The organism is Rhizobacter sp., assembly GCF_046595475.1.
Lineage (GTDB): Bacteria > Pseudomonadota > Gammaproteobacteria > Burkholderiales > Burkholderiaceae_C > Rhizobacter.
This window is the reverse complement of sequence record NZ_JBKJOQ010000050.1, coordinates 41,379-66,569: the sequence shown is the minus strand read 5'-3', so window position 1 is coordinate 66,569 and position 25,191 is coordinate 41,379. Positions and strand designations below refer to the sequence as shown.

General features: G+C 63.6%; 24 protein-coding genes and 2 tRNA genes. 11 read left to right on the top strand and 15 right to left on the bottom strand.

Annotated features, from left to right (window positions below; genetic code table 11):
• The first annotated feature begins 246 nt into the window (after window positions 1-246).
• The 3 genes from bfr to AC30QB_RS09955 all read left to right on the top strand — a co-directional run bounded on the left by bfr (window position 247) and on the right by AC30QB_RS09955 (window position 1,996).
• Window positions 247-726 (top strand): bacterioferritin, encoded by a 480-nt coding sequence (gene bfr, locus AC30QB_RS09965; protein WP_489546058.1) that lies wholly within the window; start codon window positions 247-249, stop codon window positions 724-726.
• Window positions 727-837: 111 nt separating this feature from the next.
• Complete coding sequence (locus AC30QB_RS09960; RefSeq protein WP_489546057.1) at window positions 838-1,053, top strand: (2Fe-2S)-binding protein; 216 nt, start codon at window positions 838-840, stop codon at window positions 1,051-1,053.
• A 241-nt stretch (window positions 1,054-1,294) separates the two neighbouring features.
• Window positions 1,295-1,996: a Bax inhibitor-1/YccA family protein gene (locus tag AC30QB_RS09955; RefSeq protein ID WP_489546056.1), complete on the top strand. Its 702-nt coding sequence runs from the start codon at window positions 1,295-1,297 to the stop codon at window positions 1,994-1,996.
• Between the two features lie 58 nt (window positions 1,997-2,054).
• On the opposite strand, the gene rlmD is transcribed toward AC30QB_RS09955, so the two are convergent.
• Genes rlmD through surE form a run of 5 tightly spaced genes read right to left on the bottom strand, consistent with a single transcriptional unit; the run spans window position 2,055 to window position 6,988 of the window.
• Window positions 2,055-3,389, bottom strand: a complete 1,335-nt coding sequence (gene rlmD, locus AC30QB_RS09950) for a 23S rRNA (uracil(1939)-C(5))-methyltransferase RlmD (protein WP_489546055.1) — start codon at window positions 3,387-3,389, stop codon at window positions 2,055-2,057.
• 27 nt (window positions 3,390-3,416) lie between these two features.
• Entirely contained in the window at window positions 3,417-4,451 is a 1,035-nt protein-coding gene (gene rpoS / locus AC30QB_RS09945) for an RNA polymerase sigma factor RpoS (protein ID WP_489546054.1), read from the bottom strand.
• Window positions 4,452-4,491: 40 nt separating this feature from the next.
• Entirely contained in the window at window positions 4,492-5,436 is a 945-nt protein-coding gene (locus AC30QB_RS09940) for a peptidoglycan DD-metalloendopeptidase family protein (RefSeq protein ID WP_489546053.1), read from the bottom strand.
• Entirely contained in the window at window positions 5,436-6,245 is an 810-nt protein-coding gene (locus tag AC30QB_RS09935) for a protein-L-isoaspartate(D-aspartate) O-methyltransferase (protein ID WP_489546052.1), read from the bottom strand. The genes AC30QB_RS09940 and AC30QB_RS09935 overlap by 1 nt, the downstream gene beginning before the upstream one ends.
• Window positions 6,242-6,988 carry a 5'/3'-nucleotidase SurE gene (surE, locus tag AC30QB_RS09930; protein ID WP_489546051.1) on the bottom strand — a complete coding sequence of 249 codons (747 nt, stop codon included), beginning with the start codon at window positions 6,986-6,988 and terminating at the stop codon, window positions 6,242-6,244. The genes AC30QB_RS09935 and surE overlap by 4 nt, the downstream gene beginning before the upstream one ends.
• A gap of 94 nt (window positions 6,989-7,082) precedes the next feature.
• On the opposite strand from surE, the gene AC30QB_RS09925 reads away from it, so the two are divergent.
• From AC30QB_RS09925 to AC30QB_RS09910, 4 genes are all read left to right on the top strand, one after another.
• Window positions 7,083-8,060, top strand: a complete 978-nt coding sequence (locus tag AC30QB_RS09925; RefSeq protein ID WP_489546050.1) for an NADPH:quinone oxidoreductase family protein — start codon at window positions 7,083-7,085, stop codon at window positions 8,058-8,060.
• A gap of 88 nt (window positions 8,061-8,148) precedes the next feature.
• Window positions 8,149-9,138 (top strand): phosphate/phosphite/phosphonate ABC transporter substrate-binding protein, encoded by a 990-nt coding sequence (gene phnD, locus AC30QB_RS09920; protein WP_489546049.1) that lies wholly within the window; start codon window positions 8,149-8,151, stop codon window positions 9,136-9,138.
• Window positions 9,139-9,215: 77 nt separating this feature from the next.
• On the top strand, window positions 9,216-9,962 hold the full coding sequence (locus tag AC30QB_RS09915) for a LuxR C-terminal-related transcriptional regulator (protein ID WP_489546048.1): 747 nt from the start codon (window positions 9,216-9,218) through the stop codon (window positions 9,960-9,962).
• Between the two features lie 30 nt (window positions 9,963-9,992).
• Window positions 9,993-12,302 (top strand): sensor histidine kinase, encoded by a 2,310-nt coding sequence (locus AC30QB_RS09910; protein WP_489546047.1) that lies wholly within the window; start codon window positions 9,993-9,995, stop codon window positions 12,300-12,302.
• Between the two features lie 50 nt (window positions 12,303-12,352).
• On the opposite strand, the gene AC30QB_RS09905 is transcribed toward AC30QB_RS09910, so the two are convergent.
• The 8 genes from AC30QB_RS09905 to uvrC all read right to left on the bottom strand — a co-directional run bounded on the left by AC30QB_RS09905 (window position 12,353) and on the right by uvrC (window position 19,092).
• A tRNA-His gene (locus AC30QB_RS09905) sits at window positions 12,353-12,428 on the bottom strand.
• A 40-nt stretch (window positions 12,429-12,468) separates the two neighbouring features.
• A complete protein-coding gene (locus AC30QB_RS09900) occupies window positions 12,469-14,400 on the bottom strand; it encodes a peptidylprolyl isomerase (protein WP_489546046.1) in 1,932 nt (643 codons plus the stop codon).
• Between the two features lie 148 nt (window positions 14,401-14,548).
• A tRNA-Val gene (locus AC30QB_RS09895) sits at window positions 14,549-14,624 on the bottom strand.
• A gap of 11 nt (window positions 14,625-14,635) precedes the next feature.
• The gene (locus tag AC30QB_RS09890) at window positions 14,636-14,908 is read right to left on the bottom strand and encodes an HU family DNA-binding protein (RefSeq protein ID WP_489546045.1); all 273 of its coding nucleotides are present in this window, start codon (window positions 14,906-14,908) and stop codon (window positions 14,636-14,638) included.
• A gap of 215 nt (window positions 14,909-15,123) precedes the next feature.
• Complete coding sequence (locus tag AC30QB_RS09885; protein WP_489546059.1) at window positions 15,124-15,987, bottom strand: DMT family transporter; 864 nt, start codon at window positions 15,985-15,987, stop codon at window positions 15,124-15,126.
• 43 nt (window positions 15,988-16,030) lie between these two features.
• Window positions 16,031-16,597 carry a CDP-diacylglycerol--glycerol-3-phosphate 3-phosphatidyltransferase gene (pgsA, locus tag AC30QB_RS09880; protein ID WP_489546044.1) on the bottom strand — a complete coding sequence of 189 codons (567 nt, stop codon included), beginning with the start codon at window positions 16,595-16,597 and terminating at the stop codon, window positions 16,031-16,033.
• Window positions 16,598-16,655: 58 nt separating this feature from the next.
• Entirely contained in the window at window positions 16,656-17,138 is a 483-nt protein-coding gene (locus AC30QB_RS09875; protein ID WP_489546043.1) for a hypothetical protein, read from the bottom strand.
• A gap of 43 nt (window positions 17,139-17,181) precedes the next feature.
• Entirely contained in the window at window positions 17,182-19,092 is a 1,911-nt protein-coding gene (uvrC, locus tag AC30QB_RS09870) for an excinuclease ABC subunit UvrC (protein WP_489546042.1), read from the bottom strand.
• 34 nt (window positions 19,093-19,126) lie between these two features.
• On the opposite strand from uvrC, the gene earP reads away from it, so the two are divergent.
• The 4 genes from earP to mnmC all read left to right on the top strand — a co-directional run bounded on the left by earP (window position 19,127) and on the right by mnmC (window position 23,763).
• The gene (gene earP, locus AC30QB_RS09865; RefSeq protein WP_489546041.1) at window positions 19,127-20,134 is read left to right on the top strand and encodes an elongation factor P maturation arginine rhamnosyltransferase EarP; all 1,008 of its coding nucleotides are present in this window, start codon (window positions 19,127-19,129) and stop codon (window positions 20,132-20,134) included.
• A 92-nt stretch (window positions 20,135-20,226) separates the two neighbouring features.
• The gene (gene efp, locus AC30QB_RS09860) at window positions 20,227-20,781 is read left to right on the top strand and encodes an elongation factor P (RefSeq protein ID WP_489546040.1); all 555 of its coding nucleotides are present in this window, start codon (window positions 20,227-20,229) and stop codon (window positions 20,779-20,781) included.
• 82 nt (window positions 20,782-20,863) lie between these two features.
• Window positions 20,864-21,802, top strand: coding sequence for a heme-dependent oxidative N-demethylase subunit alpha family protein (locus tag AC30QB_RS09855; RefSeq protein WP_489546039.1), 939 nt, complete (start codon window positions 20,864-20,866; stop codon window positions 21,800-21,802).
• Entirely contained in the window at window positions 21,799-23,763 is a 1,965-nt protein-coding gene (gene mnmC / locus AC30QB_RS09850) for a bifunctional tRNA (5-methylaminomethyl-2-thiouridine)(34)-methyltransferase MnmC2/FAD-dependent 5-carboxymethylaminomethyl-2-thiouridine(34) oxidoreductase MnmC1 (RefSeq protein WP_489546038.1), read from the top strand. Before AC30QB_RS09855 ends, mnmC begins: the two co-directional genes overlap by 4 nt.
• Here mnmC and AC30QB_RS09845 read toward each other — a convergent pair.
• Entirely contained in the window at window positions 23,705-24,928 is a 1,224-nt protein-coding gene (locus AC30QB_RS09845) for an alpha/beta hydrolase (protein ID WP_489546037.1), read from the bottom strand. The genes mnmC and AC30QB_RS09845 overlap by 59 nt on opposite strands.
• Before the next feature lie 29 nt (window positions 24,929-24,957).
• Complete coding sequence (locus AC30QB_RS09840; protein ID WP_489546036.1) at window positions 24,958-25,131, bottom strand: hypothetical protein; 174 nt, start codon at window positions 25,129-25,131, stop codon at window positions 24,958-24,960.
• Between the last annotated feature and the right edge of the window lie 60 nt (window positions 25,132-25,191).

The window sequence follows — 25,191 nt, the reverse complement described above, 5'->3', positions numbered from 1 at the left end:
TTCGAGCACGAGACCGGTTGAGAAAACTGAGGGAGTTTTCGGCAGGAAACAGCGAGAGGAGTCGCTGGGCGGTGGGGTTGCGGGTAAACCTTCGTATTGTACCCGAGCGATGAGCCTTCCTCCCCCCTCATACGAGTAGGAACGCTTGTCGCTTCCAGAGCCCTGCATCCGTCACAAGAAAGCACCCCATGTGCAATACGCACTCACATAATTGCGGCCTGCACATCGGCAAAATGAGGAGAAAAAATGAAGGGCGACCCCAAGGTCATCGAATTGCTTAACGCGCAGCTGAAAAACGAGCTCACCGCCATCAACCAGTACTTCTTGCACTACCGCATGCTCAAGCACTGGGGTCTGGACAAGCTGGCCGCCAAGGAATACGCCGAGTCGATCGGCGAGATGAAACACGCTGACAAGCTGATGGATCGCATCTTCACGCTCGACGGCCTGCCCAACCTGCAAGACCTCGGCAAGCTGCTGATCGGCGAAGACACGGTCGAGATCTTGAATTGCGATCTGAAGTCTGAGCAAGGCGCCCAGGCCACCATCAAAGACGGCATCGCGCACGCCGAAGCTGTGCGCGACTATGTGTCTCGCGACCTGCTCCAAGGCATCCTCGACGACACCGAAGAGCACATCGACTTCCTGGAAACCCAGCTCGAGCTTGTTACCAAGGTGGGTCTGCAGAACTATCTGCAGACGCAAATGGGCGACATCGAAGCTTGAACGTCAAAAAATCCCGCCCGCGCATGTGGTTGTGCAGCGGGATCTTGAATTACGAATCATTCTTATTTATGATCGCATCCGAGGCCTGATTTCGGGCCTGGAGCGATCCGAATGATTGTTTGCGTTTGCCACCGAATCTCTGACCGCGACATTGAGCGCCATGCGCGCAACGGCTGCGCAAGTTTTGACGAGTTGCAAATGGACAGCGGCGTGGCGTCTTGCTGTGGAAGCTGTACCGACTGCGCGCGCGACGTGTTCGAGTCGGCACGCTTGTTGGGCAACCGCCCTCACCTCGCAACATTCGCCCTCGTTCCAATCGCCGCCTGAGCGACGCGGTCAGAGATGTGGCTTGTCGCCTCTGCTTCGGCAGGAGCTGCGATACGTTTGACATCGTCCAGACTGAGCCTTGACTTGGTTTTCATGTGCCGGCCCCTTGTTGGCCGGGAAAACGAGCTGCATGTCCCATGCAAGGAGACAGAGGTTCCCATGAATGCCATACCAGCCCAGTCGGGAACTAGAATGCTACTGAAGGGGTCTCAGCCCCGATAGCTTTTACCAAGGAGGTTTCATGAGCGACAACTTGCAGACCGCATACGGCCTGACCGGATCGGTCACCACGGCTGATCAACGCAACCGCGTGCTTCGCAACACCTACTGGCTGCTGGCGCTGTCGCTGGTGCCTACCGTGCTTGGCTCGTGGGTCGGCATGCAAATGGGCTTCAGCTGGTTCACGAAGAATCCATTTATCGGTTTCATGGTCTTCATGGGTGTGGCTTTCGGCTTCTTCTTCGCCATTGAGAAGACCAAGAACTCGGGCCTTGGCGTTGTGCTACTGCTGGCGTTCACGTTCTTCATGGGGCTGATGCTTTCGCGCCTGATCGGCAGTGTTCTGGGCAACTATCGCAATGGCAGCCAGCTCATCACCATGGCCTTCGGCGGCACGGCGCTGGTGTTCTTCGGCATGGCCACCGTAGCCAGCACCATCAAACGCGACATCTCGGGCATGGGCAAGTGGCTCTTCGTCGGGCTGATCGGGATCATCGTTGCCAGCGTGGCCAATATATGGCTGCAGCTGCCTGCTCTGATGCTGACGGTGTCGGTTTTGGCCATCGTGATCTTCTCGGCCTACATGGTTTATGACCTGAAGCGTGTGATCGACGGCGGTGAAACCAACTACATCTCGGCAACCCTGGCGATCTACCTGGACGTGTACAACGTCTTCGTACACCTGCTCAGCATTCTGGGCATCTTTGGCGGCGAGCGCGACTAGTACTTGTCGGTGCGACGTAAAGCCAGGGGCCCTTTTGGGGCCCCTTCTCATTTGTGTCTCAAGCCTTTTCGAAGACGGCCATGCTCTCCACGTGCGCTGTGTGCGGGAACATGTTGATGGCGCCCGCCGACACGCAGCGATAGCCCGCCTCGTGAACCAGCAAGCCCGCATCGCGCGCCAGCGTCGCCGGGTTGCAGCTGACGTAGACGATGCGTTTGGGCGGTTGGTAGCTCGTGGGGTTGGAGGCCTGATCGGCGAGCGCCTTGGCCAGGGCAAACGCCCCTTCCCGCGGTGGATCGATCAGCCATTTGTCGGCCGCACCGTAGCTGGCCAGTTCTTCAGGTGTGATCTCAAACAAGTTGCGCGCGACGAAGCTCGTCTTGGCCGCCAGACCGTTCAGCGCCGCGTTCTCGCGGGAGCGCGCCACCAGCGCTCCGCTTCCCTCGATGCCCAGCACCTGGCCCGCCTGCGTGGCCAGCGGAAGCGTGAAATTGCCCAGGCCACAAAACCAGTCGATCACGCGCTCGTTCGGGCGTGCATCGAGCAGGCGCAGCGCACGGCTCACGAGCACGCGGTTGATCTGGGAGTTGACCTGGGTGAAATCGGTCGGCTTGAACGGCATGGCGATGCCGAACTCGGGCAAGCTGTAAGCCAGCTGAGGGCCGCCCTCGTCGAGCAGGTGCACGGTCTCTGGCCCCTTGGGCTGGAGCCACCATTGCACGCCATGTGTGGCAGCAAAATCGCGCAAGCGCTGCAAGTCGGCCGCACTCATCGGCTCCAGGTGGCGCAGCACCAGCGCAGTGACCTCATCGCCCACCGCCACTTCGATCTGCGGCAAGCGATCACGTTGGTCCATGCCAGTAACCAGCTCGCGCAGCGGCACCAACATAGCGCTCAGGTGGGGAGGCAAGACTTCGCAGCTGTCCATGTCAGCCACATAGCTCGACTTGCGCTCGTGAAAGCCGACCAGCACGCGTTCTTTCTTGATCACGTAGCGCACCGACAGGCGGGCCCGAAAGCGGTAGCCCCAGGCCGGCCCTTCGATCGGGCGCAGCATGCACTCCGCCTTCACCTTGCCCAGGTGCCACAGCGCGTCTTCAAGCGCGCGCTGCTTTGTGGCCACCTGGGCACCCACGTGAAAGTGCTGCATCTTGCAGCCACCGCAGGTGCCGAAATGGCGGCAGCCCGGCGTCACGCGTTGCGAGCTCTCGAGCCGCAACTCGGTGAGCGTTGCCTGCTCCCAGTTGTTTTTCTTGCGTTGGACACTGACCCGTACTTCTTCGCCGGGCAGAGCACCCTCAATGAAGACAACTTTGCCTTCGGCGTTGTGCGCCACGCCCTGCGCTTCCAAGTCGAGGGACTCGACCTTGAGCCATTCATCTGCTGCTGTCATGGGCTGATTGTCTCAGCCTCGCGGGGGCTAAAAGAGCGAGTCGCGGCTGATGCCACTGCGCGCCATGCGTCGCTTGAGTTTAATCAGCGCTTCTTGCTGAATTTGCCGGATGCGCTCACGCGTGAGACCCAGGCGCTCGGCCAACACCTCCAGTGTCTCGGGTTCGCGGTCACGCAGGCCGTAGCGGCCCGCCAGCACCTCGCGTTCGCGTTCGTTTAGCTCGTCCAACCCGTGCTGCAGCAGCACGCCAACTTCGTTGTTGAGCGTCAGGTTGACGGGGTCGCTGGCGCCATCGTCAGCCACGCTGTCAAGCATGGACTCAGCGCCATCGCTGCGGTCTAGCGGCGCATCCAGCGAGGCTGGGGATTCCGAAAATTTCAGCAACTCACTCACCTCTTGCACCGGCCGCCCGACACGTGCGGCTATGTCTTCCACGCGCACAGGGTGATCGCCATCAACGTGCGTGGCTTCGGCTTCCAGGGCCCGTCTTGCTCTGAGCACATGGTTGAGTTCACGCACCACGTGCACAGGCAGCCGTACCAAACGCGCCTGATGCATGATCGCGCGCTCAATGCTTTGCCGTATCCACCACGATGAATACGTTGAGAAGCGAAAACCACGCTCCGGCTCGAATTTGCCGATGGCATGCATGAGCCCGAGATTGCCCTCTTCAATAAGATCGGTCATGGGCAAGCCGCGGCCAAGGTAGTTCTTGGCAATGCTCACCACCAACCGCAAGTTGCGCTCGATCATCGCCTGGCGAGCGGAAAAATCACCGGCTCTCGCACGCGTGGCCGTGTCGAACTCTTCCTGCGGTGTGAGCAAGGGTGCGCGCCGTATCTCGCGCAGGTAGGTCTGCAAGGTGTTGCCCACCTCGCCATCGCCAGCTGCAATTTCGACACTCGCAGGCGCGTCTTCATTTTGCGACTCGGCCGCCTCGATGGCAGGGTCGGCCACCCCTTGCAGCACCGACTGCAAGCTCGGCGGCGAGAACATAGGCGCAACCGTCTTGCCTGCGCTCTCCAGCGCATGACCGTTCCCCGTGCTGCGCTTCTTGCTCATGGTGTTGCGCGGGGCCGTTCGGTGCAGGCGAGTCCGTCGCTCAGCGCGGCGGCAGAAGCTTGGCGGGATCGATCGGCTTGCCTTGCTTGCGAATCTCGAAGTGCAACTGCACGCGCTCTGCATCGGTGGCGCCCATCTCGGCGATCTTCTGGCCGCGCTTCACCGACTGCTCTTCCTTCACCAGCAAAGCCTGGTTGTGCGCGTAGGCTGTGAGGTAGGTGTTGTTGTGCTTGATGATCACCAAGTTACCGTAGCCACGCAGGCCCGACCCCGCATACACGACCTTGCCTTCAGCAGCAGCTACCACCGGGTCACCGGCCTTGCCGGCGATGGAGAGCCCCTTGGTGCGAGTTTCATCGAATCCTCCCACGACCGGACCGGCGGCAGGCCACTGCCAATTGATCTCGTCGTCGCCATCGCGAGCCGCAGGCGGCGTCGGCAGTGCAGGCGGCGGGGTCACCGGGGCAACCCCCGAGGCCGCGGCAGTCTGCCCCCGGGGCGCATCCAGAGGTCGTGTCTCCAGCTTGGCAATGCTCACAGGGCGCGTGGCCACGGCGTTGGGGTCGGCCCCCGGTGCCACCACCCGCAAGACTTGCCCGACCTCGATGACATTGGGGTTGTCGAGGTTGTTCCACTTGAGGATGTCTTTCCAGTTCTGCCCGGTTTCTAGGCCGACGCGGATCAAAGTGTCGCTAGGCTTGACTGTGTAGAAGCCGGCTTTGCCGGCATTCTCTGCGCCAGGCAGCACCTTGCCCGGCTCCGCAGGCAAGTCCGCCACCGTCGGTGCCGAAGCGGCGGCCGACGCAACCGCCACCACTGCAGGCCGGTTGAGCACCGAGCGGTCTTCCACCGGTGCACGGTATTTGGGTGAGGCGCAGCCGGCCAGCACGAGCACCGTCAGCGCACCGAAGACCAGCCGCGCGAAGCCCGTGGTATGCGCGTCGCGCGCGTTGCTCGGTGTCTGTCCCATCATGGCCAATGTCATCAATCCGTTCCTGATTTTAAGGGGACGAAGTTCACAGCCTCATGCACTGAGCGCTCGTAAGCTTCCTCTGTTCGGTCTACCACCACCAGCACTTGCCGCCGGCCGCTCGCGTCGTGTACGGGGGCAACCAGCCTGCCTCCCACCGCTAGCTGTGCGAGCCACGCGTCAGGCAGGGACTCACCGCCTGCGGCGGAGATGATGCTGTCATAGGGGGCATTGGGGGGGTGCCCTCGCATGCCGTCACCATACACCAGCCGGATGTTCGTCAAGCGCAACGGCACCAGCAGCTCTCGGGCCTTGTCGTGCAGCGGCTTGAGGCGCTCGATGCTCATCACTTGCCTCGACAGTTGAGCAAGCACCGCAGCTTGGTAGCCACAACCCGTGCCGATTTCGAGCGTGTGGCCAAGCGCGCGGCGGCTACGCGCATTGGCGCCTGCCATGAGCAGCTCGATCATTCGCGCCACCACCGAAGGCTTGGAGATGGTCTGCCCCAGGCCTATGGGCAAGCTGGTGTCTTCATAGGCCTGCGTGGCCAAGGCGGTGTCGACGAAGAGATGGCGCGGCACTTTGGCAAGCGCAGCCATCACGAGCTCGTCTCGCAGGCCCAGCGCCTGCAGCTTCGTGACCATGCGCCGGCGCACATCGGCTGAGTCGAGCCCTAGCCCCGAAGGCCTGACCGCGCGCGCAGAGTCGCTCGCGGCTTGTTGCAAAGGCTGTTGCGGGCGCAGCATCAGCGGCTTCTTCGACGCTGGCCCCAGGCCGTCGAGCCGCAAAGGAAACTTGGGCCGAGGCCGCTCCGGTGTGCTCATCGTGCCACCCACTGGCGCCAGCCTGGCAGCCGCGCATGGTCGGTCAGGTCGACCTGCAAAGGCGTGATCGACACCCGGCCATTTGCGGTCGCGTGAAAGTCGGTGCCATCGGCGGCGTCGCGTGCATCACCGGCAGGGCCTATCCAATAGATGGGCTCGCCGCGGGGGTTGGTCTGGCGGATCACTGGTTGGCTCGCATGGCGCCGGCCCAGGCGCGTGACCTCGCGTGGCAGCGAAACCGCATCAGCGCGGTTGGGGATGTTGACGTTGAGCAGCCAAGGCCCAGGTGCTGGAGGCGTGGCCAACACGTGCTCAACGATGGCGCGCGCCACGGCCGCCGCCTCGTCCACATGCTCCCAGCCCTTTTCGACCTGTGAAAACGCGATGGCCGGAATGCCGAAGAGAAAGCCTTCCATCGCCGCGGCCACGGTGCCCGAGTACAGCGTGTCGTCGCCCATGTTGGCGCCGTTGTTGATGCCCGAGAGCACCAGGTCGGGCCGATGCGGCAAGAGCCCCGTGAGGGCCACGTGCACGCAGTCGGACGGCGTGCCGTTGAAGTAGCGAAAGCCGTTGGCTGCGGTGTACGCCGACAGCGGCCGGTTCAACGTCAGCGAGTTTGACGTGCCACTCGCGTTTTGCTCAGGCGCCACCACGTCAATGTCGCCGAGCCCTGCACAGGCCTTGACGAGCGCTGCCAAGCCAGGCGCGAGGTACCCATCATCGTTGGCGATCAGAATGCGCATGGCCGCGATTGTAAGGACTCGTCACCTGCGTGACGCCTTTGCCAGCGCCGCGCTGTTTATGATCCAGACCGCACAAAACACGATGGAGACGATCATGAAGGCATGGCTTTGCGAGAACCCGATTGGCCCTGAGGCGCTCGAGTGGAAAGAGCTGCCCATGCCTGAACCGAAAGCGGGCGAAGTGCGAATCGCCATCAAGGCAGCCAGCCTCAACTTCCCCGACCTGCTCATCGTGCAGGGCAAGTACCAGGTCAAGCCGCCCCTGCCCTTCGTGCCGGGCTCCGAGTACGCGGGCGTGGTCGAGGCGCTGGGTGAAGGCGTCACCAATGTGAAGGTTGGCGACGGTGTCGCGGTCTTCGGCGGCGGAGGCGGCTTCGGCACCCACATGTGCGCCAAGTCCACGCTATTGATGCCACTGCCCAAAGGTTTTGCGTTCGACGATGCAGCGGCCTTCCTGTGCACCTACGGCACGACCCACCACGCCCTGATCGACCGCGGCATGCTCAAAGCCGGTGAAACCGTGCTGGTGCTGGGCGCTGCCGGTGGTGTGGGCACCGCCGCCATCCAGATCGCCAAGGCAGCAGGCGCCAAGGTGATTGCAGCAGCCTCGACCGACGAGAAATGCGCGTTTTGCAAAGAACTGGGTGCAGATGCCACCATCAATTACAGCAAGGGCACCCTGCGTGACGAGCTCAAGGCGCTGACCGACGGCAAAGGCCCCGACATCATTTACGACCCGGTGGGTGGTGACCTGGCTGAGCCGGCCTTCCGCTCCATTGCATGGCGCGGGCGCTACCTGGTGATCGGCTTCGCACAAGGCGGCATCCCTGCGTTGCCGCTGAACCTGGCGCTGCTCAAGGGCGCGTCCATCGTCGGCGTTTTCTGGGGCGAGTTCGCTCGCCGCGAGCCGAAGAACCATGCCGCCGCCCTTGCAGAGCTGGCCAGCTGGTACGCGCAGGGCAAGATCAAGCCGGTGATCGACACCCGCCTGCCTATGACCTCTCTGAAAGAAGCGTTCACCCGCATGGGCAGCCGCCAAGTGCGCGGCAAGCTAGTGCTCGTGAACGACTGAGATCGGCCACTGATCAGCGACTGAGCCCCGCTTCGGCGCACCGCCGATAATTCCGCCTTGCGAGCGGATCTCGCAGAGGACTCCCCCGGTGCGCCGACTGCTGCTCAAACTGCCTCTGCTGGCCGCCTGGCCTTTTTCCGCCGGTGCGCAAGGCCGGCCAGAAGGGCTGCGTTTCGGCGTCATCACCACCACCACGGTAGAAGACGCTCGCAAGGCTTGGGAGCCCTTCTTCGCTGACATGCGAGCCGGCACCGGCTTGCCCATTCAGGGCTGGTACGCGCAAAGCTACCTCGATGCCGCCGACGCCCTGGTCACCAACAAAGTGCAGCTCGCCTGGGTGTCAAGCAAGGCCGCACTCGAGTGCATCGAACGCGCCAATGTCGAAGTGTTTGGGCAGCTTGTCGACTCGCACGGCTCGCTTGGTTATCGGGCCCTGGTGGTCACCCGGCGTGACTCGGGTGTCAGCTCGATCGAGCAACTGCTGGCGCGGCCCAAAGCCTATGGCTTCGCATTGGGTGAAGACATCTCGACCAGCGGGCACCTGATGCCCTCGTACGCGCTCTTCGTGCCGCGCAACATCCACCCCGAAGAACAGTTCAGCCCCTTGCTGCGCGGCACCCATGCGCAGACCGTCGATGCCGTGCTGGCAGGCAAGGTGCAGGCCGGCACCTACAACACCGAAGAGCTGGAGCGCCTGAAGGTGCGCCAGCCAGCCCAGGCCGCCCAGCTGCGCGTGCTATGGGAGTCGGCGCTGATCCCCAAGGACCCACTGCTCTGGCGCACTGACCTGCCACTCTCGCAGCGCACTCGCCTGTCGAGCTTTCTGTTCTCGTATGGAAAAACACCGGAGCAGAAAGCACGCCTGAAGCAAATGTTCGATCTGGCCGGGTTCAAGGAGTCGACTAACCAGCAGCTCAAGTTTGTGCTTGAGATCGAAGACTTCAAGCTCCGCTCTGAAGTGTTGCTCGACGCACGCCTGAGCGAAGCGCAGAAGAATGAACGCCTGCTCGACCTGCGTGACCGCTATGTGCGGCTGGTGCGTGCTCTGCAGGCCAATTCGAGCGGCGTGCGCCCCTGATGGCGCATCTGCGGGATACAAGTGCGCAGATCGAGTGCGCTACGATGCAATCCCCCTCCTGAGAGCATCCCCACGGCATGGCTATCAAGGTTCTGATCGTTGAGGACAACCCCGTCGCCCGCAGTTTTCTCTGCCGGGTGGTGCGTGAGAGTTTCAGCGACACCATCGTCATCACCGAGGTTGGCGATCTTGAGACCGCCCGCCGCCAAGTGGGGCCGCTCGACACGCAACGCAGTGCCGAGCCTCCTGCCGAGCCGTTCAAACTGGTGCTGGTCGACCTGGAATTGCCGGACGGCAACGGCATGGAGCTGCTGGCCGAGTTGGCCCACTACCCGGCCACCAAGATCGTCACCACCCTCTATTCCGACGACGACCATCTCTTCCCCGCCTTGCAGTGTGGCGCCGACGGCTATCTGCTGAAGGAAGACCGTTTCGAAGTGCTGGTGGAAGAGCTGCAAAAGATCGTGCGCGGCCAGCCCCCGCTGTCGCCGGCCATCGCACGGCGCCTGCTCAGTCACTTTCGCCAGGGTCCGGGTGGCATGGGCGGCCTGTCGGAGCCAGGCTTGGCCGGTACGTCCGGCTTCCAGAGCAGCCGCCCCATGCCGCTGGGACGCGGCGCCCCGCTCGACCACGAGCGACTCACGCCACGCGAGAGCGAGGTGCTGACCTACCTCAGCAAGGGTTTCACCATTAAGGAAATCGCCAACCTGATGGGCATCAAGTGGTTCACCGTCAACGACCACATTAAGTCGATCTACAAGAAGCTGAACGTGTCCAGCCGTGCTGAGGCCGCGGTGCTGGCCAGCAAGCAAGGCCTGGTCTAACCCCCCGTTGGCGCCGCCGCGTACGCCACCATGGACATGCGCTTGCGTGGTGCGGCCTCTTCCAGTGTCCTGCCCGGGTCATTGGCCAGCGGAGGTGAGCCCAGCGGTTTCGGCAGCAGTGACGGCACGTCTTCCGCTTTCGATTCAAGCCTGATAGACCGCAGCTTCGGCGGGTCTGAGCCCTTGTCGCGGTGGATGGGCTGGCGGCTGCGCTTGCTGGTAGTGGCGGCCTTGCTGGGTTGCGTGGCCATGCTGCTGCTGGCGCGCTGGTTGGCCGAAGCGCCACACGTCGACGCAAGCTGGAAGGCCGGGGCACAAGGCCAGCTGGAGTTGACCTCTTCCCCAGACCCCCTGCTGAAGCCTCAAGAAGGGCGCGCTTTGATCGGCATCATCGGCGGCGACAGCAGCGTTGCCGTGGTCGACGCCCTCACGCTGCGGCGCTCGTCGCGCTGGCTGGTGAGCGACATCGAGCGCGAGCGCCACCGCGCCATGCACGAGCAACTGTCTACCGCCTTGTCGCAAGGCAAGGCCAAGCTCTTCTTCTCCGAAGGAGAGATGATCGAAAAGCCAATGATGCCGCGCGGCCTGGGCTCACTGGGCGTGATGTTCTGGCTGCTGTCGGGCATGGCCCTGGTGCTGTACCTCGTGGCCATGGTCGTGCTGCTGGCGCGACCCACGGCACGCAACCTGCTGTACGCGCTGGCAGCGCTGTGCCAGGCCGGCAACCTCGTCTTCATTGCCATCGAGTCGACGATGGAGCTCGCGCTGCCACTCCCCCTGCCGCGCTGGAACATGCCGGTACGCATGAGCCTCGACCTGCTGACGGCGGCGGCGGTGGTGCATGCTTCCGCGCTCCACCCGCGGCGCATCCCGCATGCAACAGTGTTTGCATGGTTGAGCTGGGCCGGTGTGGCCACGCTCATGGTGCTGATGGGAAGTGGGCAGCTGGCGGGCGTCTGGTGGTGGCTGCAAGGCAGCGTGGCCGCGCTGTGTCTGCTGGCCATCGCTTTGCAGAGCTGGTCGTATCGCATTGAGCCCCACCCGTTCGCCATCGTCATGCGCCGCTTCGGCGTCTTGGCGCTGAGCACCTGGGTGCTGTTGACGGTGTCATTGACAGCGGCCTCTGGCGCGCCGTTCATTCAGCAACAGATCGCCTCGGTAGGGCCGACGATCTGGTACGTGCTCCTCGCATCTTTGCTGCTGCTGCTGCCGTTTCTATCGAAGTCGCAGCAGGTGATGCGCGAGTTCTCGCTGCTCGCAGCCATCAGCACCATCGCCACCTCGCTCGACCTGCTGTTCGTGGCGGCCTTCTCGCTCGGCCAGTTTGCCTCGCTCACGCTTGCGCTGTTCCTGTCTCTAGGCCTGTACGCCGGTGCGCGCCAATGGCTGCTCAACCAGCTGCGCAGCCACAACGTGCTCACCACCGAGCGCATGTTCGAGAAGCTGTACCGCATCGCCCGCGAGGTCGAGGCCCACCCCGAGCGCACGTCAGCGCTTCTGACGCAGCTGTTGCGCGAGCTGTTCGAGCCCATGGAGGCCGTGGTGATCGAACGGCGCAGCCCGGCCACGCGAGTGACCGGCGGCGGCTCGACCTTGCTCATCCCGGTGCCGGAGCTGACCGGCAGCGAAACGGCCGAGGCGACGTCGATCGTGATTCGTTTCGCCCACCATGGGCGCAGGTTATTCACCTCGGAAGACGCTCGCCTGACCGAGCGAGTGGTGGAGCAGCTGCGCCGGGCGGTCGCCTTCGACAAGGCCGTCGAGCAAGGCCGCAGCGAGGAGCGCTTGCGTCTCGCGCAAGACCTGCATGACGACATCGGTGCCCGCCTGCTCACGCTCATGTACAAAGCGCAGTCGCCCGAGATGGAAGACTACGTTCGCCACACGCTGCAAGACCTGAAGACGCTGACGCGCGGGCTTGCCGCGCCGAACCACCCGCTGTCGCACGCGGCCGCCGAATGGAAGGCCGACCTGACGCAGCGTCTCACGGCCGCGCACGTGTCACTCGGCTGGAGCTTCAGCACCGATGTCGACATCTCGCTGACCGTGGTGCAGTGGTCGGCTCTCACCCGCGTGATGCGCGAGCTGGTCAGCAATGTCATAGCCCACTCGCAGGCTAGGCGTATCGATATCGAGTTCGTGCTGGAAGGCGACCGCCTGGACCTGAGCGTGAGCGACAACGGCGTAGGGCGCAATCCGCAGGCTTGGGCCCATGGCCTGGGCTTGGGCGGGGTGCGCAAGCGGGTAAAGCAGTTGGGTGGCGAGGTCGACTGGCGCGAATTGCCCGCGGGCGGCATTTGCTGCCGCGTGTGCATACGGCAGCTGTCAGAGAAAAACTGAAGCCCGAAATGCAAAAGGCCCCCGATCACTCGGAGGCCTTTTCAATTTTTTGGGGTGGCTGATGGGGCTCGAACCCACGACAACAGGAATCACAATCCTGGACTCTACCAACTGAGCTACAGCCACCGCAGAGCCGCGGATTATAGCGGACGAAGCCGCCGTTCAATCACTTCCCTGCGCCGGCCTCGACCGTCGAAGGCATGTTCACTTCTACCTTGAAGCGAGTCTTCAGCGCCGAGTAGTAGGCCTGAGCCTCGGCGGCACCCCAGGTCTGGGCGTACTGGGCCGATGCGCGCGCCGTGTCGGCGGCCACAGGGTCGCGGCCAAGTACCTTCAGAATGCGGGCCACGACGAAACCATCGTCGCCCAGCTCGACACCCGTCACGACTGGCAACGTGGCCGCAGGCGCCCTGAGCACGGCATCGATCACTGGCCGGGGCGCGTCTTTAGCTTGCGCGCGCGACACGGTAATTGCAGGCGTGCCGAGGTCGGTGTTCGGCGCCAGGCGCAGGGCAGCCAGGCGCGTTTCACCTTCCTTGCGAGCCAGCGCAGCTGCCTGGATAGCCACCACCTTCTCGCGCACCCGCGCCGTCACCTCTGCCAAGGGCGGCGTGGCCGCGGGGCTGTACTGGGTGATGCGGGCCGACACCAACGTGTTGGCGCCGGTCTCTACTGCCTCGGTATTGCGCTTGTTGCGCAAGGCTTCGGCGCTGAACAAGGCCTCAAGCAATTTGGCCGAGGCCAGCGGCCCACGAGCGTCGGGCACAGGCGAACGCGTCACGCCCTTCGCGGTGTGCAGCTCGAGCTTCAGTTTGTCGACCGCGGGTTTGAGGCTGTCGGATTGCTCGTAGACCAGGTTGGTGAACTCAGTAGCCGCCTTTGCGTATTCAACTTGCGCCAGCTGCTTCTTGCGCAGTTGCTCAATCTCTGGGCGCACGCTTTCGTAGCTGCGCTTGTCGCCGCCACGTGCGGCCTTGAGCTGCAGGATGTAGAAGCCTTCCTTGGTTTCGGCAACCGGGCTCACGTCGCCAGGCTTCTTCATCGCAAACAATGCGTCTTCATACGCTTTGTCGGTGTCACCACGAGCGATGAACAGGTCGACCTCACCGCCCTTCTCTGCTGACGCGGATTCCTGCGAATTCTTGCGCGCCAGATCTGCAAACGCAGTCGGCGTCTTCACCAGCTCGGCCTGCAAAGCATCGGCTTTGGCGCGTGCCTTGGTGCGCTCTTCAGTCGGCATGTCTTTCGGCGCCTTGATCAGGATGTGGCTAGCGCGGCGCTCTTCTGCCACGGTGTAGCTCTTCTCGTTTTCGCTGTAGAACTTTTTGAGCTCCTCTTCAGGCACCTTGATGCCTTTCATGATGGAGTCGAGATCGAGCACCACATACTCAATGTCGGCCTTTTCCTGCGTCTGAAACTCCGTAGCATGCGCTGGGCTTTTGTAGTACGCCTCGATGTCAGCCGCGCTCGGGTTCACCTTCGACAGATAGTCCTTGGTGTCGAACCGCTGCAGCTGCACTTCGCGCTGCTGAAACATTGCATCAATGGCCGCCGACGCCGATGTGGCAGGCGCGATAGCGGTGGCCGCAATTCCCATTTGCACCTGGCGCATCACCAGTTCTTCGCGCTTCAGCCTGTCGAAGCCTTGCTTGCTGAGCCCTTGCGCCGCCAGTGCCTGCTCCAGCGCGACTACATTGAGGCTGCCATCAGGTCGGCGGAAGGTGTCGAACTGGCGATCGGTCATGTACTCGCGCAGCAGACGATCGTCGGTAGTGACGTAGCCAGCCTTCTCACCTGCCGTCAACAACACTTTCTCGCGCACCAGGCTGTCGAGCGTGTTGCGCTTCATTTGCGGCGAGTCGAAGAGCTTGACGTCGATGTTGGGCATCTGGTTGCGCAACATGTCGATCTGGCGCCGGTGTGCTGCATCGAGCTCGGTCTGCGTGATGTTCTGGCCACCCACTTTCGCGACCGTCGAATTGGTGCCATCGGCAAATCGGCTGTAGCCTTGAATCCCGAAGAGCACGAAAGACGGGACGATCAGAATCGCCAGAACGAATTGCAGGATGCGCGTGTGCTTGCGGACAAATTCAAACATCAATGACCTCGATCGGTGGATCGCAGAGCAGGAAAACAGGGACTAAGCCCAGATGCGACAAAGGCGAACCAAGGTTCGCCTTTGAGGGGTGGACGGTGCGGATTTTAGCTGATGGCCGGGCGCCTACTGGGCTTGCGCGGCGTCTCGTTGGTGGGTGCTGAGGGGCTCGAACCCCCGACCTACGCCTTGTAAGGGCGCCGCTCTACCAACTGAGCTAAGCACCCGAGAAACTCAATCAGTTAACTGCATCCTTCAGGGCCTTGCCCGGACGGAACTTCGGCACCTTGGCGGCCTTGATCTTGATGGCGGCACCCGTGCGCGGGTTGCGACCAGCACGTGCAGCACGCTTGCTCACGCTGAAGGTACCGAAGCCCACCAGCGAAACGCTGTTGTTCTTCTTGAGCGTTGATTTCACGCCGCCGATCAGGGCTTCCAGAGCGCGCGCAGCAGCGGCTTTGGAAATGTCAGCCTGTTTGGCGATGTGTTCAATCAATTCGGATTTGTTCACGAAGGTATCCCCTCAAAAAAGGTGTCTCGAAAGAATCAGGGTGAATGATCTGGGCCGCGTTTCAAGTGGCGTAACGGCTCATTTGATTACAGCCGCACGCACACCCAGTGTCAAGCGCGGAAGCGGATTCTATGCGTAATCAACTGCATCATCGCCCCGCTAGGCCGCGTGCTTCCACGCTTGACAAGCCCAGGTGGCGCGCCTACTCAGGGGCCTCATGCCGCCAAGGCTTCGGACTTTCCCTCAGGCCGCACCACCATCGACACACCCATGGCCGTGAGCGCCATCCCAATCAACATGACAGGCGTCAAAAGCTCCTGAAACAGAAACCATGCCATCAATGCAGTCGTTGGTGGCACCAGGTAAAGCAGGCTCGTTACCTGTGTTGCAGCCCCACGCTGTATGAGGATGTAGAACAGCGAGCTGCCCCCGAGTGTCAGGCCCACGACCGACCACGCCATGGCACCAATGAAGTGCGGGTGCAGCACGACCGGCTCGTGCTCAAGCATTGCCAGCGGCAGGCTGACCACGAGCGCGGCCAGCAGCTGTATCGTGTTGGCCGTACGCACGTCGCAAGCCGCCACGAAACGCTTCTGGTAGAGCGTGCCAACGGTGATCGCCAGCAAGGCGAGCGTGGCAAGCGAGAGATTCCAGGGCGTCACCTCGCCACCACCGAGCTTGCGCCACACCACAAGAAGCAAGCCGCCCAGACCCAGCACCAGCCCCAGCCATTGCTGCCGTGACACGCGCGTGCCGGCCATGCTGCTCAGCCACACCGCGGTCAGCACAGGCTGCAGCCCGACCAGCAGTGCAATCGTGCCTGCGCCCATGCCGGCTTTCACCGCCGTCCACACACCGCCGAGGTAACCCGCGTGCATCAGCACGCCGCATACACACAAATGTAGATACTGCGTGCCCGACCTTGGCCACTCGGCACGCGCCAGCGCAAGCCACACGCCAAAGCACAGCACCGACAACGCATAGCGGATCGTCAGAAATGTGATGGGCGGTGCATGCGGCATGCCATAGCGCGCAACGATGAAGCCGGTGCTCCAGATGAGCACGAACACAGCGGGCATGGCGCGCAACAGCGCGCCTCGCTCAGACGAGGTCACGCGCAAGTCATCGAGCCTTGGCTCGAATCTCGGGGAGCGCTTTCTGCAGGTAATACACCATCGACCAGATGGTGAGGACGGCCGCAATGTAGATGAGGACCGTGCCCCACAGGTGGGTGTCGATCAGGCCGAAGAGCGTGCCGTTGTACAGAAGGAAGGGAATGGCCACCATCTGCACCGTGGTCTTGAGCTTGCCAAGCATGTGCACGGCCACACTGCGGGAGGCACCGATCTGCGCCATCCATTCGCGCAGGGCCGAGATGGCGATCTCGCGCCCGATGATCACGAAGGCTACCAGCGCACCGACGCGATCAAGCTGAACGAGGATGAGCAGCGAGGCGCACACCAGGAACTTGTCAGCAACCGGGTCGAGAAAAGCGCCGAACGACGAGGTCTGGTTGAGCTTGCGCGCCAGGTAGCCGTCGGCCCAGTCGGTCAGGGCCACCACGATGAAGAGCGCAGTCGCCACCAAATTCTTGGTGGCGATGTTTCCATCGAGATAGAACACGCCGACGATGAGCGGGATCGCGACGATGCGCGCCCAAGTTAGCAGGGTGGGCAGATTAAAAAACATTCGGGCATTGTGCCGAACTTCTTTGCGGCGGACCGGTATTACACCGATCCGCGCTGAATCATTGCGCGTCGAGCGTGCGCGGCTTGAAGCGCTTGTCGTCGTTGAAGAGGAAGGCTTCGGCAAACTTCCAGGGCTTGGGCAGCCTCGACACATCGCCAAAAGGCGCTGCACGCTTCACTGCGTCGATCGCCATTTGCGTGGTCTCGGGCGCCTGGCTCGGGCGACGCATGATGTCGATGTTCTTGAGGCTGCCATCGGCGTTGAGCTCCATCTCGAGCACCGGAATGGCCAGCAGCATCTGCTGCGGCTTGCCTGTGTAGCTGCCATTGGGGGTGGCCGCGACCATGCGCTTGGCCGCTTGCAGCTTGAACTCGTTCCAGTTCTTCGACGCAGTCGGCGCCGGTAGCCTGATAGACCCGAGCGCTGACGGTGGCGCCACCGGCTCCGCAGCGCGGGCGGGCGCGGGGGCTGGTGCCACTGCCGACGTTGGCGACGTGCTGCCGCATCCGGTCAAACCCATGGCCAGCGCGAAGCTGCTCATCAAAGCCCACCGGGCGCTCGAACCGCGCGACGTCGAATTCAGGTCAATGCAATGCACGATAGATTTCCTCTGCGAGTTCTTTCGAGATGCCGTCCACACTGGCCAGGTCTTCCACACTGGCGTGGCCCACGCCGCGAGCACCCCCGAAGCGCTGCAAAAGTTTCGCACGCTTCTTCGGGCCGATGCCCGCTATCTCTTCGAGCAAACTGCCGCCGGTGCGCACACTTGCACGCTTTGCGCGCATACCCGTGATCGCGAAGCGATGCGCTTCGTCGCGAATCTGCGCCACCAGCATCAGCGCCGCCGAGTCATGCCCGAGCGAGACCTTGTCGCGGCCATCGGCGAACACCAACTCTTCCAGCCCCACTTTGCGGCCTTCGCCCTTTTCCACGCCGACGATCAGGCCCAGGTCGAGGCCCAACTCTTCGAACACCTGGCGCGCCACGCTCACCTGGCCTTTGCCGCCATCGACCAGCACCAGATCGGGCAGGCGCCCTTCTCTGGCCTGCGCGGCAGCGGCCAGCTTGCTGTAGCGGCGCGTCAACACCTGGCGCATGGCGGCGTAGTCGTCACCCCCGGTGATGCCTTCGATGTTGTAGCGGCGGTACTGAGAGCTCTGCATCTTGTGCGCTTCAAACACCACGCAGGATGCCTGGGTCGACTCGCCCGCGGTATGGCTGATATCGAAACACTCAATGCGAAAGGTGTCGATGTTTTCGACCGCGAGGTCGAGCGCCTCTACCAGTGCGCGCGTGCGCGCCTGCTGCGAGCCTTCTTCTGACAGCAGCCGGGTGAGCTTGATGTCGGCCCCCTGAATGCACATGTCGAGCCACGCGCGGCGCGGCTCGCGTGGCTGGTGCTGCACCGTCACCTTGATGCCGCTGTGCAGGCTCAGCGCTTCGATCAGCGCCTTGTCAACCGCGTGGCTCAGCACCAGCAACGGGGGTACGGCGCTTTCCAGGTAGTGCTGGGCGATGAACGCCTGCAGTACCTGCACTTCGGGTGACGAGCGCTCTTCCTGTTCTTCCAGCGCAACCGCGGTGCCGTCGTCCACATGTGCCGGGAAATACGGCCGGTCGCCCAGGTGCCGCCCGCCGCGCACCATGGCCAGGTTCACGCAAGCGCGGCCGCCTTTTACCTTCACTGCCAGGATGTCAGCGTCTTTAGTCGTCACACCGGTGTTGTCTTCCACCGACTGCTGGTGCAAGACCTTGGACAGCGCGCCCAGCTGGTTGCGGATCTCAGCGGCCTGCTCGAACTCGAGCGCGTCGGCACGGGCCATCATCTGCGACTGCAGCGTGTCCATCACCTCTTGCTGCTCGCCCAACAGGAAGCGCTCAGCGTTGGTCACATCACGTGCGTAGTCGTCCGCACCGATGTACTGCACGCACGGCCCCGAGCAGCGCTTGATCTGGTACAGCAGGCAAGGCCGCGTGCGGTTGTTGAAGACGGTGTCTTCACACGTGCGCAAGCGAAACACCTTTTGCAGCATCTGAATCGACTCCTTCACCGCCCAGGCGCTTGGGTAAGGGCCGAAGTAGCGGTGCTTGCGATCCACCGAGCCGCGGTAATAGGCCATGCGTGGGTAGGCGTGCGATGCGATCTTCAGGTAGGGGTAGCTCTTGTCATCGCGGAACAGGATGTTGTAGCGCGGGTTGAGCGTCTTGATGAGGTTGTTTTCGAGCAGCAGCGCCTCGGCCTCAGAGCGCACGACCGTCGTCTCCATGCGCACGATCTTGCTCACCATGTGGCCAATGCGGGTGCCGCCATGGTTCTTCTGGAAGTAGCTGGCCACGCGCTTCTTTAAATCACGCGCCTTGCCGACGTAGAGCACGGCGTTTTGCGCGTCGAAGTAGCGGTACACGCCGGGCAGCCCAGGCAGCGCAGCCACGTCGGCCAGCAGCTGCTCAAGTGCAGGATCGGTCGCTTCGTCGTGTGGGGTGGTTTCGCTCATTGGAGGCGAATTGTGCCGCCTCGATAATCCACCCATGCAGTGGGACCTGTTCTGTCGCGTGGTCGACAACTTTGGCGACATCGGTGTGTGCTGGCGGCTCGCCGCTGACATGGCTGCGCGCGGGGAATTGGTACGTCTGTGGGTCGATGACGCCTCAGCACTCGCCTGGATGGCGCCCACCGGTCACCCTGGTGTGACCGTGCTGCGGTGGGCTGATGCCGAGGCCGCGATTCCAAGCAATGTGGTGATCGAAGCCTTTGGATGCGAGCTGCCCAGGTCTTTCATCGAACGCATGGCGGCCAGTACACCGGTCTGGATCAACCTCGAATACCTGAGTGCCGAACGCTATGTGGAACGCAACCACCGCCTCACATCGCCCCAGCTCAGCGGCCCGGGCCGAGGCCTCACCAAGCACTTCTTCTACCCCGGCTTCACGCGCGCCACAGGCGGCCTGATCCGCGAAACAGGGCTTGTGCAGAGTCAGCGGGCCTTCGATCGCAACGCCTGGTTGCGAGGGCAAGCCATCGCACTGCGTGACGGCGAGCGCCTGGTCAGCCTGTTCAGTTATGACAACCCTTCACAAGGGGCGCTCATTCAGGCGCTGGCCGATGTGCCCACCCTGCTGCTGCTCACGCCTGGTGTCGCCGAGCCTGGCCCACTTCCCGCGGGCGTACGCACGCAGCGGCTGCCCCCTCTCACGCAAAAGCAGTACGACCGATTGCTGTGGGCCTGCGACCTCAACTTCGTGCGCGGCGAAGACTCATTCGTGCGGGCCCAATGGGCGGGCCAACCATTTGTCTGGCAAATCTATCCACAGCATGACCAGGCGCACGCACACAAGCTGGAAGCCTTTCTCGACCGCTTCCCCGCAGTGCCGGGCCTGCGCGAATTGTGGCGAGGCTGGAATGGCCTGGGCGCCTTCCCCACCCCGTGGCCGCCCTTGGCGCTGTGGCAAGACGCGTGCAAATCCTGGCGTGAACAGTTGCTGACCCAAGCCGACTTGGCCACCCAGCTAATGGGCTTCGTGGCCGAATCACGCTAAAATTCGAGGCTTTGCGCGTTCTGGTGCATGCCTCTGTGCATTTCCGACGCGCTCATCTCGCATCAACCGATGCACCGCACACGGAAATCGCTATGAAGATCGCTCAAGAAATTCGCGCCGGCAATGTGATCATGCACGGCAAGGACCCCATGGTTGTCCTGCGCACCGAATACAGCCGCGGTGGCCGCAACTCTGCCACCGTTCGCATGAAGCTCAAGAGCCTGGTGGGCAGCTCGGGCACCGAAGTCGTCTTCAAGGCCGACGACAAGATGGACCAGGTCATCCTCGACAAGAAGGAGTGCACCTACTCCTACTTCGCCGACCCGATGTACGCCTTCATGGACGCCGATTTCAACCAGTTCGAAGTCGAGGCCGAGAACATGGGCGACGCCATCCAGTACCTCGAAGACGCGATGCCCGTCGAAGTGGTGTTCTACGACGGCAAGGCCATCTCCGTTGAGCTGCCCACGAGCCTCGTGCGCGAAGTGACCTACACCGAGCCCGCCGTCAAGGGCGACACTTCAGGCAAGGTGCTCAAGCCCGCCAAGCTGGCCACGGGCTTCGAAGTGGCGGTGCCGCTGTTTGTGGAAACCGGCGACAAGATCGAAATCGACACCCGCACGCACGAGTACCGCAGGCGCGTATAGCACCCTATCGGTAGCGCCAGTCGGCAAACAGGAAGGCGGGCCCGCATTGCGGGCCCTTCTCTTTTGTGAGCATCATTCGGCCATGCCTTTCGACTTCACCAGCGTCACCGCCCCCTTTCGCATGCAGCCCGGCCTGCGGCGGCTGGCCGCCGGCACGCAGCAGCTCACCCCCAACACGCCAGGCAGCCGTCACCTGCGAGAAAAACTCGCGGTGCTGAACGCGTTTTCATCACAAGCGCTGCTCGACACGCCCGGCTTCGACGCCAGCCTGCCGCTGCAGGCCCTGAGCGAGCAGGCCGCACGCGAACACCCCCAGGCCTGGGCCCACCACGCTCCCGATGACGTACACGCCGGCTGGCTCGGTTGGTCGTTGACGAAGGGCGAGCTGCACCCGCAGCACGGTGCCCAGCCCGAGGTCGGCGCCTGCCTGCAGGCCTTGCCGCCTGCCTGGCGCCTGGCTGCCTTGCTGAGCCTGGCTTTCGCTGAAGACTTCGCCATCATTGACGGCGCCACCGCGCACATCCCCTGGCTGGCGGTGTGCCTGCCCTCGGGCTGGGCGCCCGAAGAAAAGGTCGGCCGCCATTTCGCGCAGGTGCATGCACCCGTGGCCGACAACCAGCTGCTGGTGACGGCCAGCGACCATTTGGCCCGACTGGTGACGGGCAGCGATCGCTGGGAGCGCTTCGTCTGGACCATCACCCGCCACCCGCGCCTGCACGCCCACCCGGCGCGACAAGACCCAGCCCCCTGGCCAGCCGCCGCCACACCCGAACAGTTGGTGCAGTGCGCTTTCTTCCGCACCGAGCACCAGACCTTCATTCCGCAACCCGAGCTGCGACTGGCAGTCTTCACCATCCATGTCGACCTGCAGCCGCTTACCCTGGCCTTGCCCAGCCCGGCCCACGCCCGGCAAGTGCATGACGCGCTCGCCACCATGAGCCCGGCCGTGCTGGCCTACCGCGGCCTCGCCGACGCGCGCGATCGCCTGCTGGCATGGCTGGCGACCCAAGCCAGCGCATGAACACCCGACCCCTCGTCGCAGCCACGCTGGCATTCAATGAAGATGGCCTGCCCTGGTCGGCGACCTACCAAGACATCTACCACCCGAACGCCGGCCCGTTCCCGCAAGCGCAGCATGTCTTCCTGGCGGGCAACGACTTGCCCACACGCTGGCAGCAACGCCAGCGTTTCGTGATCCTCGAAACGGGTTTCGGCCTGGGCAACAACTTCCTTGCCACCTGGCAGGCCTGGCGACAAGACCCCAAGCGCTGCGAGCGCCTTGTCTTCATCTCGATCGAACAGCACCCGTTCACCGCCAGCGACTTGCGCCACGCACATGCTCAATCGCCTGCCCCAGCGCTGGCTGCGCAGCTGGTCAAGGCGTGGCCGCCGCTCACGCACAACATGCACACGCTGAGCTTCGAGAACGGCCACGTCGAGCTGATGCTCGCCTTGGGCGACGTGAGCGACTGGCTGCCCGAGATCGTGGCTCGCGTTGATGCCATCTATCTCGATGGCTTTGCACCGGCGCGCAACCCTCAGATGTGGCAAGCGCGCCTGTTCAAGGCTCTGGCCCGCCTGGCCGTGCCCGACGCCACGCTGGCCACCTGGACGGCTGGCAGTGCCGTGCAACAAGGCCTGCGCACCGCCGGTTTCGAAGCGCGCAATGCGCCGGGCATGGGCGACAGGCGCGACGTCACCCTGGCTCGCTACGCGCCCGCTTTCTCGCCGCGGCGCTCGCCGTCTCGGCTAATGAACACCACGGCAGGCCCAGGCCGCGCACTGATCGTGGGGGCGGGGCTCGCCGGTTGTGCCACGGCCTGGGCACTGGCCGCGCAAGGCTGGTGCAGCACGGTGTTCGATCGCCACGCCCTGCCCGCGCAAGAGACATCGGGCAACCCCGGCGGCCTGTTTCACGGCATCGTCAACGCGCAAGACGGCACACATGCACGCTTCAATCGGGCCGCGGCTTTGCACGCACAGCGGGTGATCGCGCATGCCGTCAGCGCGCAAGGCGTGACCGGCGATGTGCAAGGCTTGCTTCGCCTTGACGATGCCGCTGCGCCCAGGCTGCAAGCGGTGCTTGCGCAGCTCGGCCTCCCCAGCGACTACGTGCGCGCGGTCGGCCCCGAAGAGGCCAGCAGCCTGTGCGGCTTGGCGCTCACCCAATCGGCCTGGTTCTACCCGGGCGGCGGCTGGGTTCACCCCGCCCAGCTGGCCCGAGCATGGTTGGCACAAGCCTCCCCGCTGTCCACCTTTCATGGCGGGGTGCAGGTCGCTCGAATACAACGGGTCGATGCCATGTGGCAGTTGCTCGATGAACACGGCCACTCGATCGACGAAGCTGAGGTGCTGGTGCTCGCCAATGCGGGCGATGCACTGCGCTTGCTCGATGCACCCGCCTGGCCGGTCGAGGCAGTGCGCGGTCAAATCAGCTCGATGGGCTGCTCGCCCGCCGCACCGTTCGCGCTGCCGCGCCTGCCCGTTGCAGGCGCCGGCTACCTGCTGCCCGAAAGCCATGGGCAAGCCCTCTTCGGTGCCAGCACGCAGCCGGGTGACATGGACGCGAGCGTGCGGCTTGCAGACCACCAACACAACCTCGCGCAACTGTCGCGGCTGCTCGGCACATCTGTCGACCTGGACCCTTCGGCGCTGCAAGGCCGCACCGGCTGGCGCTGGGTCGCGCAAGACAAGCTGCCGGTGATCGGGGCCGTGCCCGATACGCGACAAGGCGCCATTGATCGCCCACTCGATCAACCGCGCTTCGTGCCACGCATGCCAGGGCTTTATGTGTTCACCGCACTCGGTTCACGGGGCATCACGTGGTCGGCGCTGGGTGCGCAAACTCTGGCCGCGTTGATCACCGGTGGGCCGGTGCCGCTGGAGAGCAGCCTGCTGGATGCAATCGACCCGGCCCGCTTCGTCAGCCGGGCGGTGCGGCTAGCCAGCCGCGTATCAGGGCATACACCCGCGGGTGGTTGAGCAGGGCCATATGACCGAGGCCGGCGAGCTCGACGCGTTGCACGTCGCCCGTCAGGCTGGGGTCTGACGCACTGGTCGTCGTCACCAGCCCATCGCCCAGCACCGAGCCCACCATCGGGCCCATCATCATGTCGGCCTCGTCGGCCAGGCTGCCCGCCACCAGGCGCAGCGCCAGGCCTTCGGGGCGTCGCTTCTTGCCGCGCAATCCTGTGCGCAGATCTTTGATGCCCTGACTGCGGGCGTTGGCGATGCTGCCCAGCGGTTGCGTCACGCTCGACAAGCTCAGCGCTGCAGCGACAAAGTGGCCCAGCTTCTCCAGTCGCGCACCCTGGTGCGGCGAGCCCAGGCAGATCACGGTGTGCACGCTGTGGCGCCATGCGGCATCGGCCTGATCGGGCTGCTCGCAGGCACGCCGCGCCACCAGGCCCCCCATGCTGTGGCCCACCAGCACGATCTCGCGCACCTGCGGCGCAAACTCGCTCAGCTGAGCCAGTTGCACCGCCAGGTCGCTCGCGTTGTCATCGATCGCAAGGCCGGTGTTGTAGCGCAAGTAAATGGGGCTGATGCCAAGCTCGGCCTGCAGCAGCGCGCCGTAGCTTGCGCCATCAGCGTCTCTGCCTGAACCGCGCCAGGCCTCGGAAAACAGCGACCAGCTTTGTTCGTCGCAGGCCAGGCCGTGGATGAAGATGCATACGCGCTCGTTCAAGCCTGCCAACCCGGCGCGGGTAAGCGTCAGCGGCTGGCCCTGCGCATGAAAACCCATTTGCACGGCCAGCGGGCTACCCGCCTGCTCCAGCGCATCGCCTGCAGCAGCATTGAGTGCGCTGCGAAAGGCAAGCTCGCGGCCTGAGGGCTGGCGAGAGGGGTCCATGAGAAACCGTTCGGCATCGCCGGCCAGCGACATCAAGGCGCCGGTGCCGTGCCGCACAGCGGCGTACACACCGGTGGTGATGGCGTCATGGGCGCCTTGTACGAGGCGCGCCGGCACCGAAAGGCCTGGCACTTTTTGCAAGGCGTCGAAGGTCTTTCCGGAGATCGCGTTGTGCATTTCTTGCACCCGCGTGGTGGTGGCCTGCAGGCCTGCCTTGAAGACCGGTGCGTAGCTCGCAGGCCCGATGGTCGGAGGGGCGATGCTGGGGTCTTCAGGCTTGCGGCGCTTGGGCATGGTGGGGGCGACGCCTTGGCTGCTGTCGGTCAACTCTCGCTTGGCGGGGTGGCCGAAGCGTCTTGCTCGGGAGGCTGGCCGTCGTCTTGGCTCGGCTCGCCGCTCGATTTGCGGTCAGCCTTCTCTTTCAGTTTTTCTTCCTTCTTCTTTTTCTTGGTCATTTCACGCTGGCGCTTTTCGAACGAGTAGTTTGGTTTGGCCATGGGCCGTCCTTCCTGTGGGCTGCTTGAACGCGGTGCAACAAACGCGATGCAACAAACGCG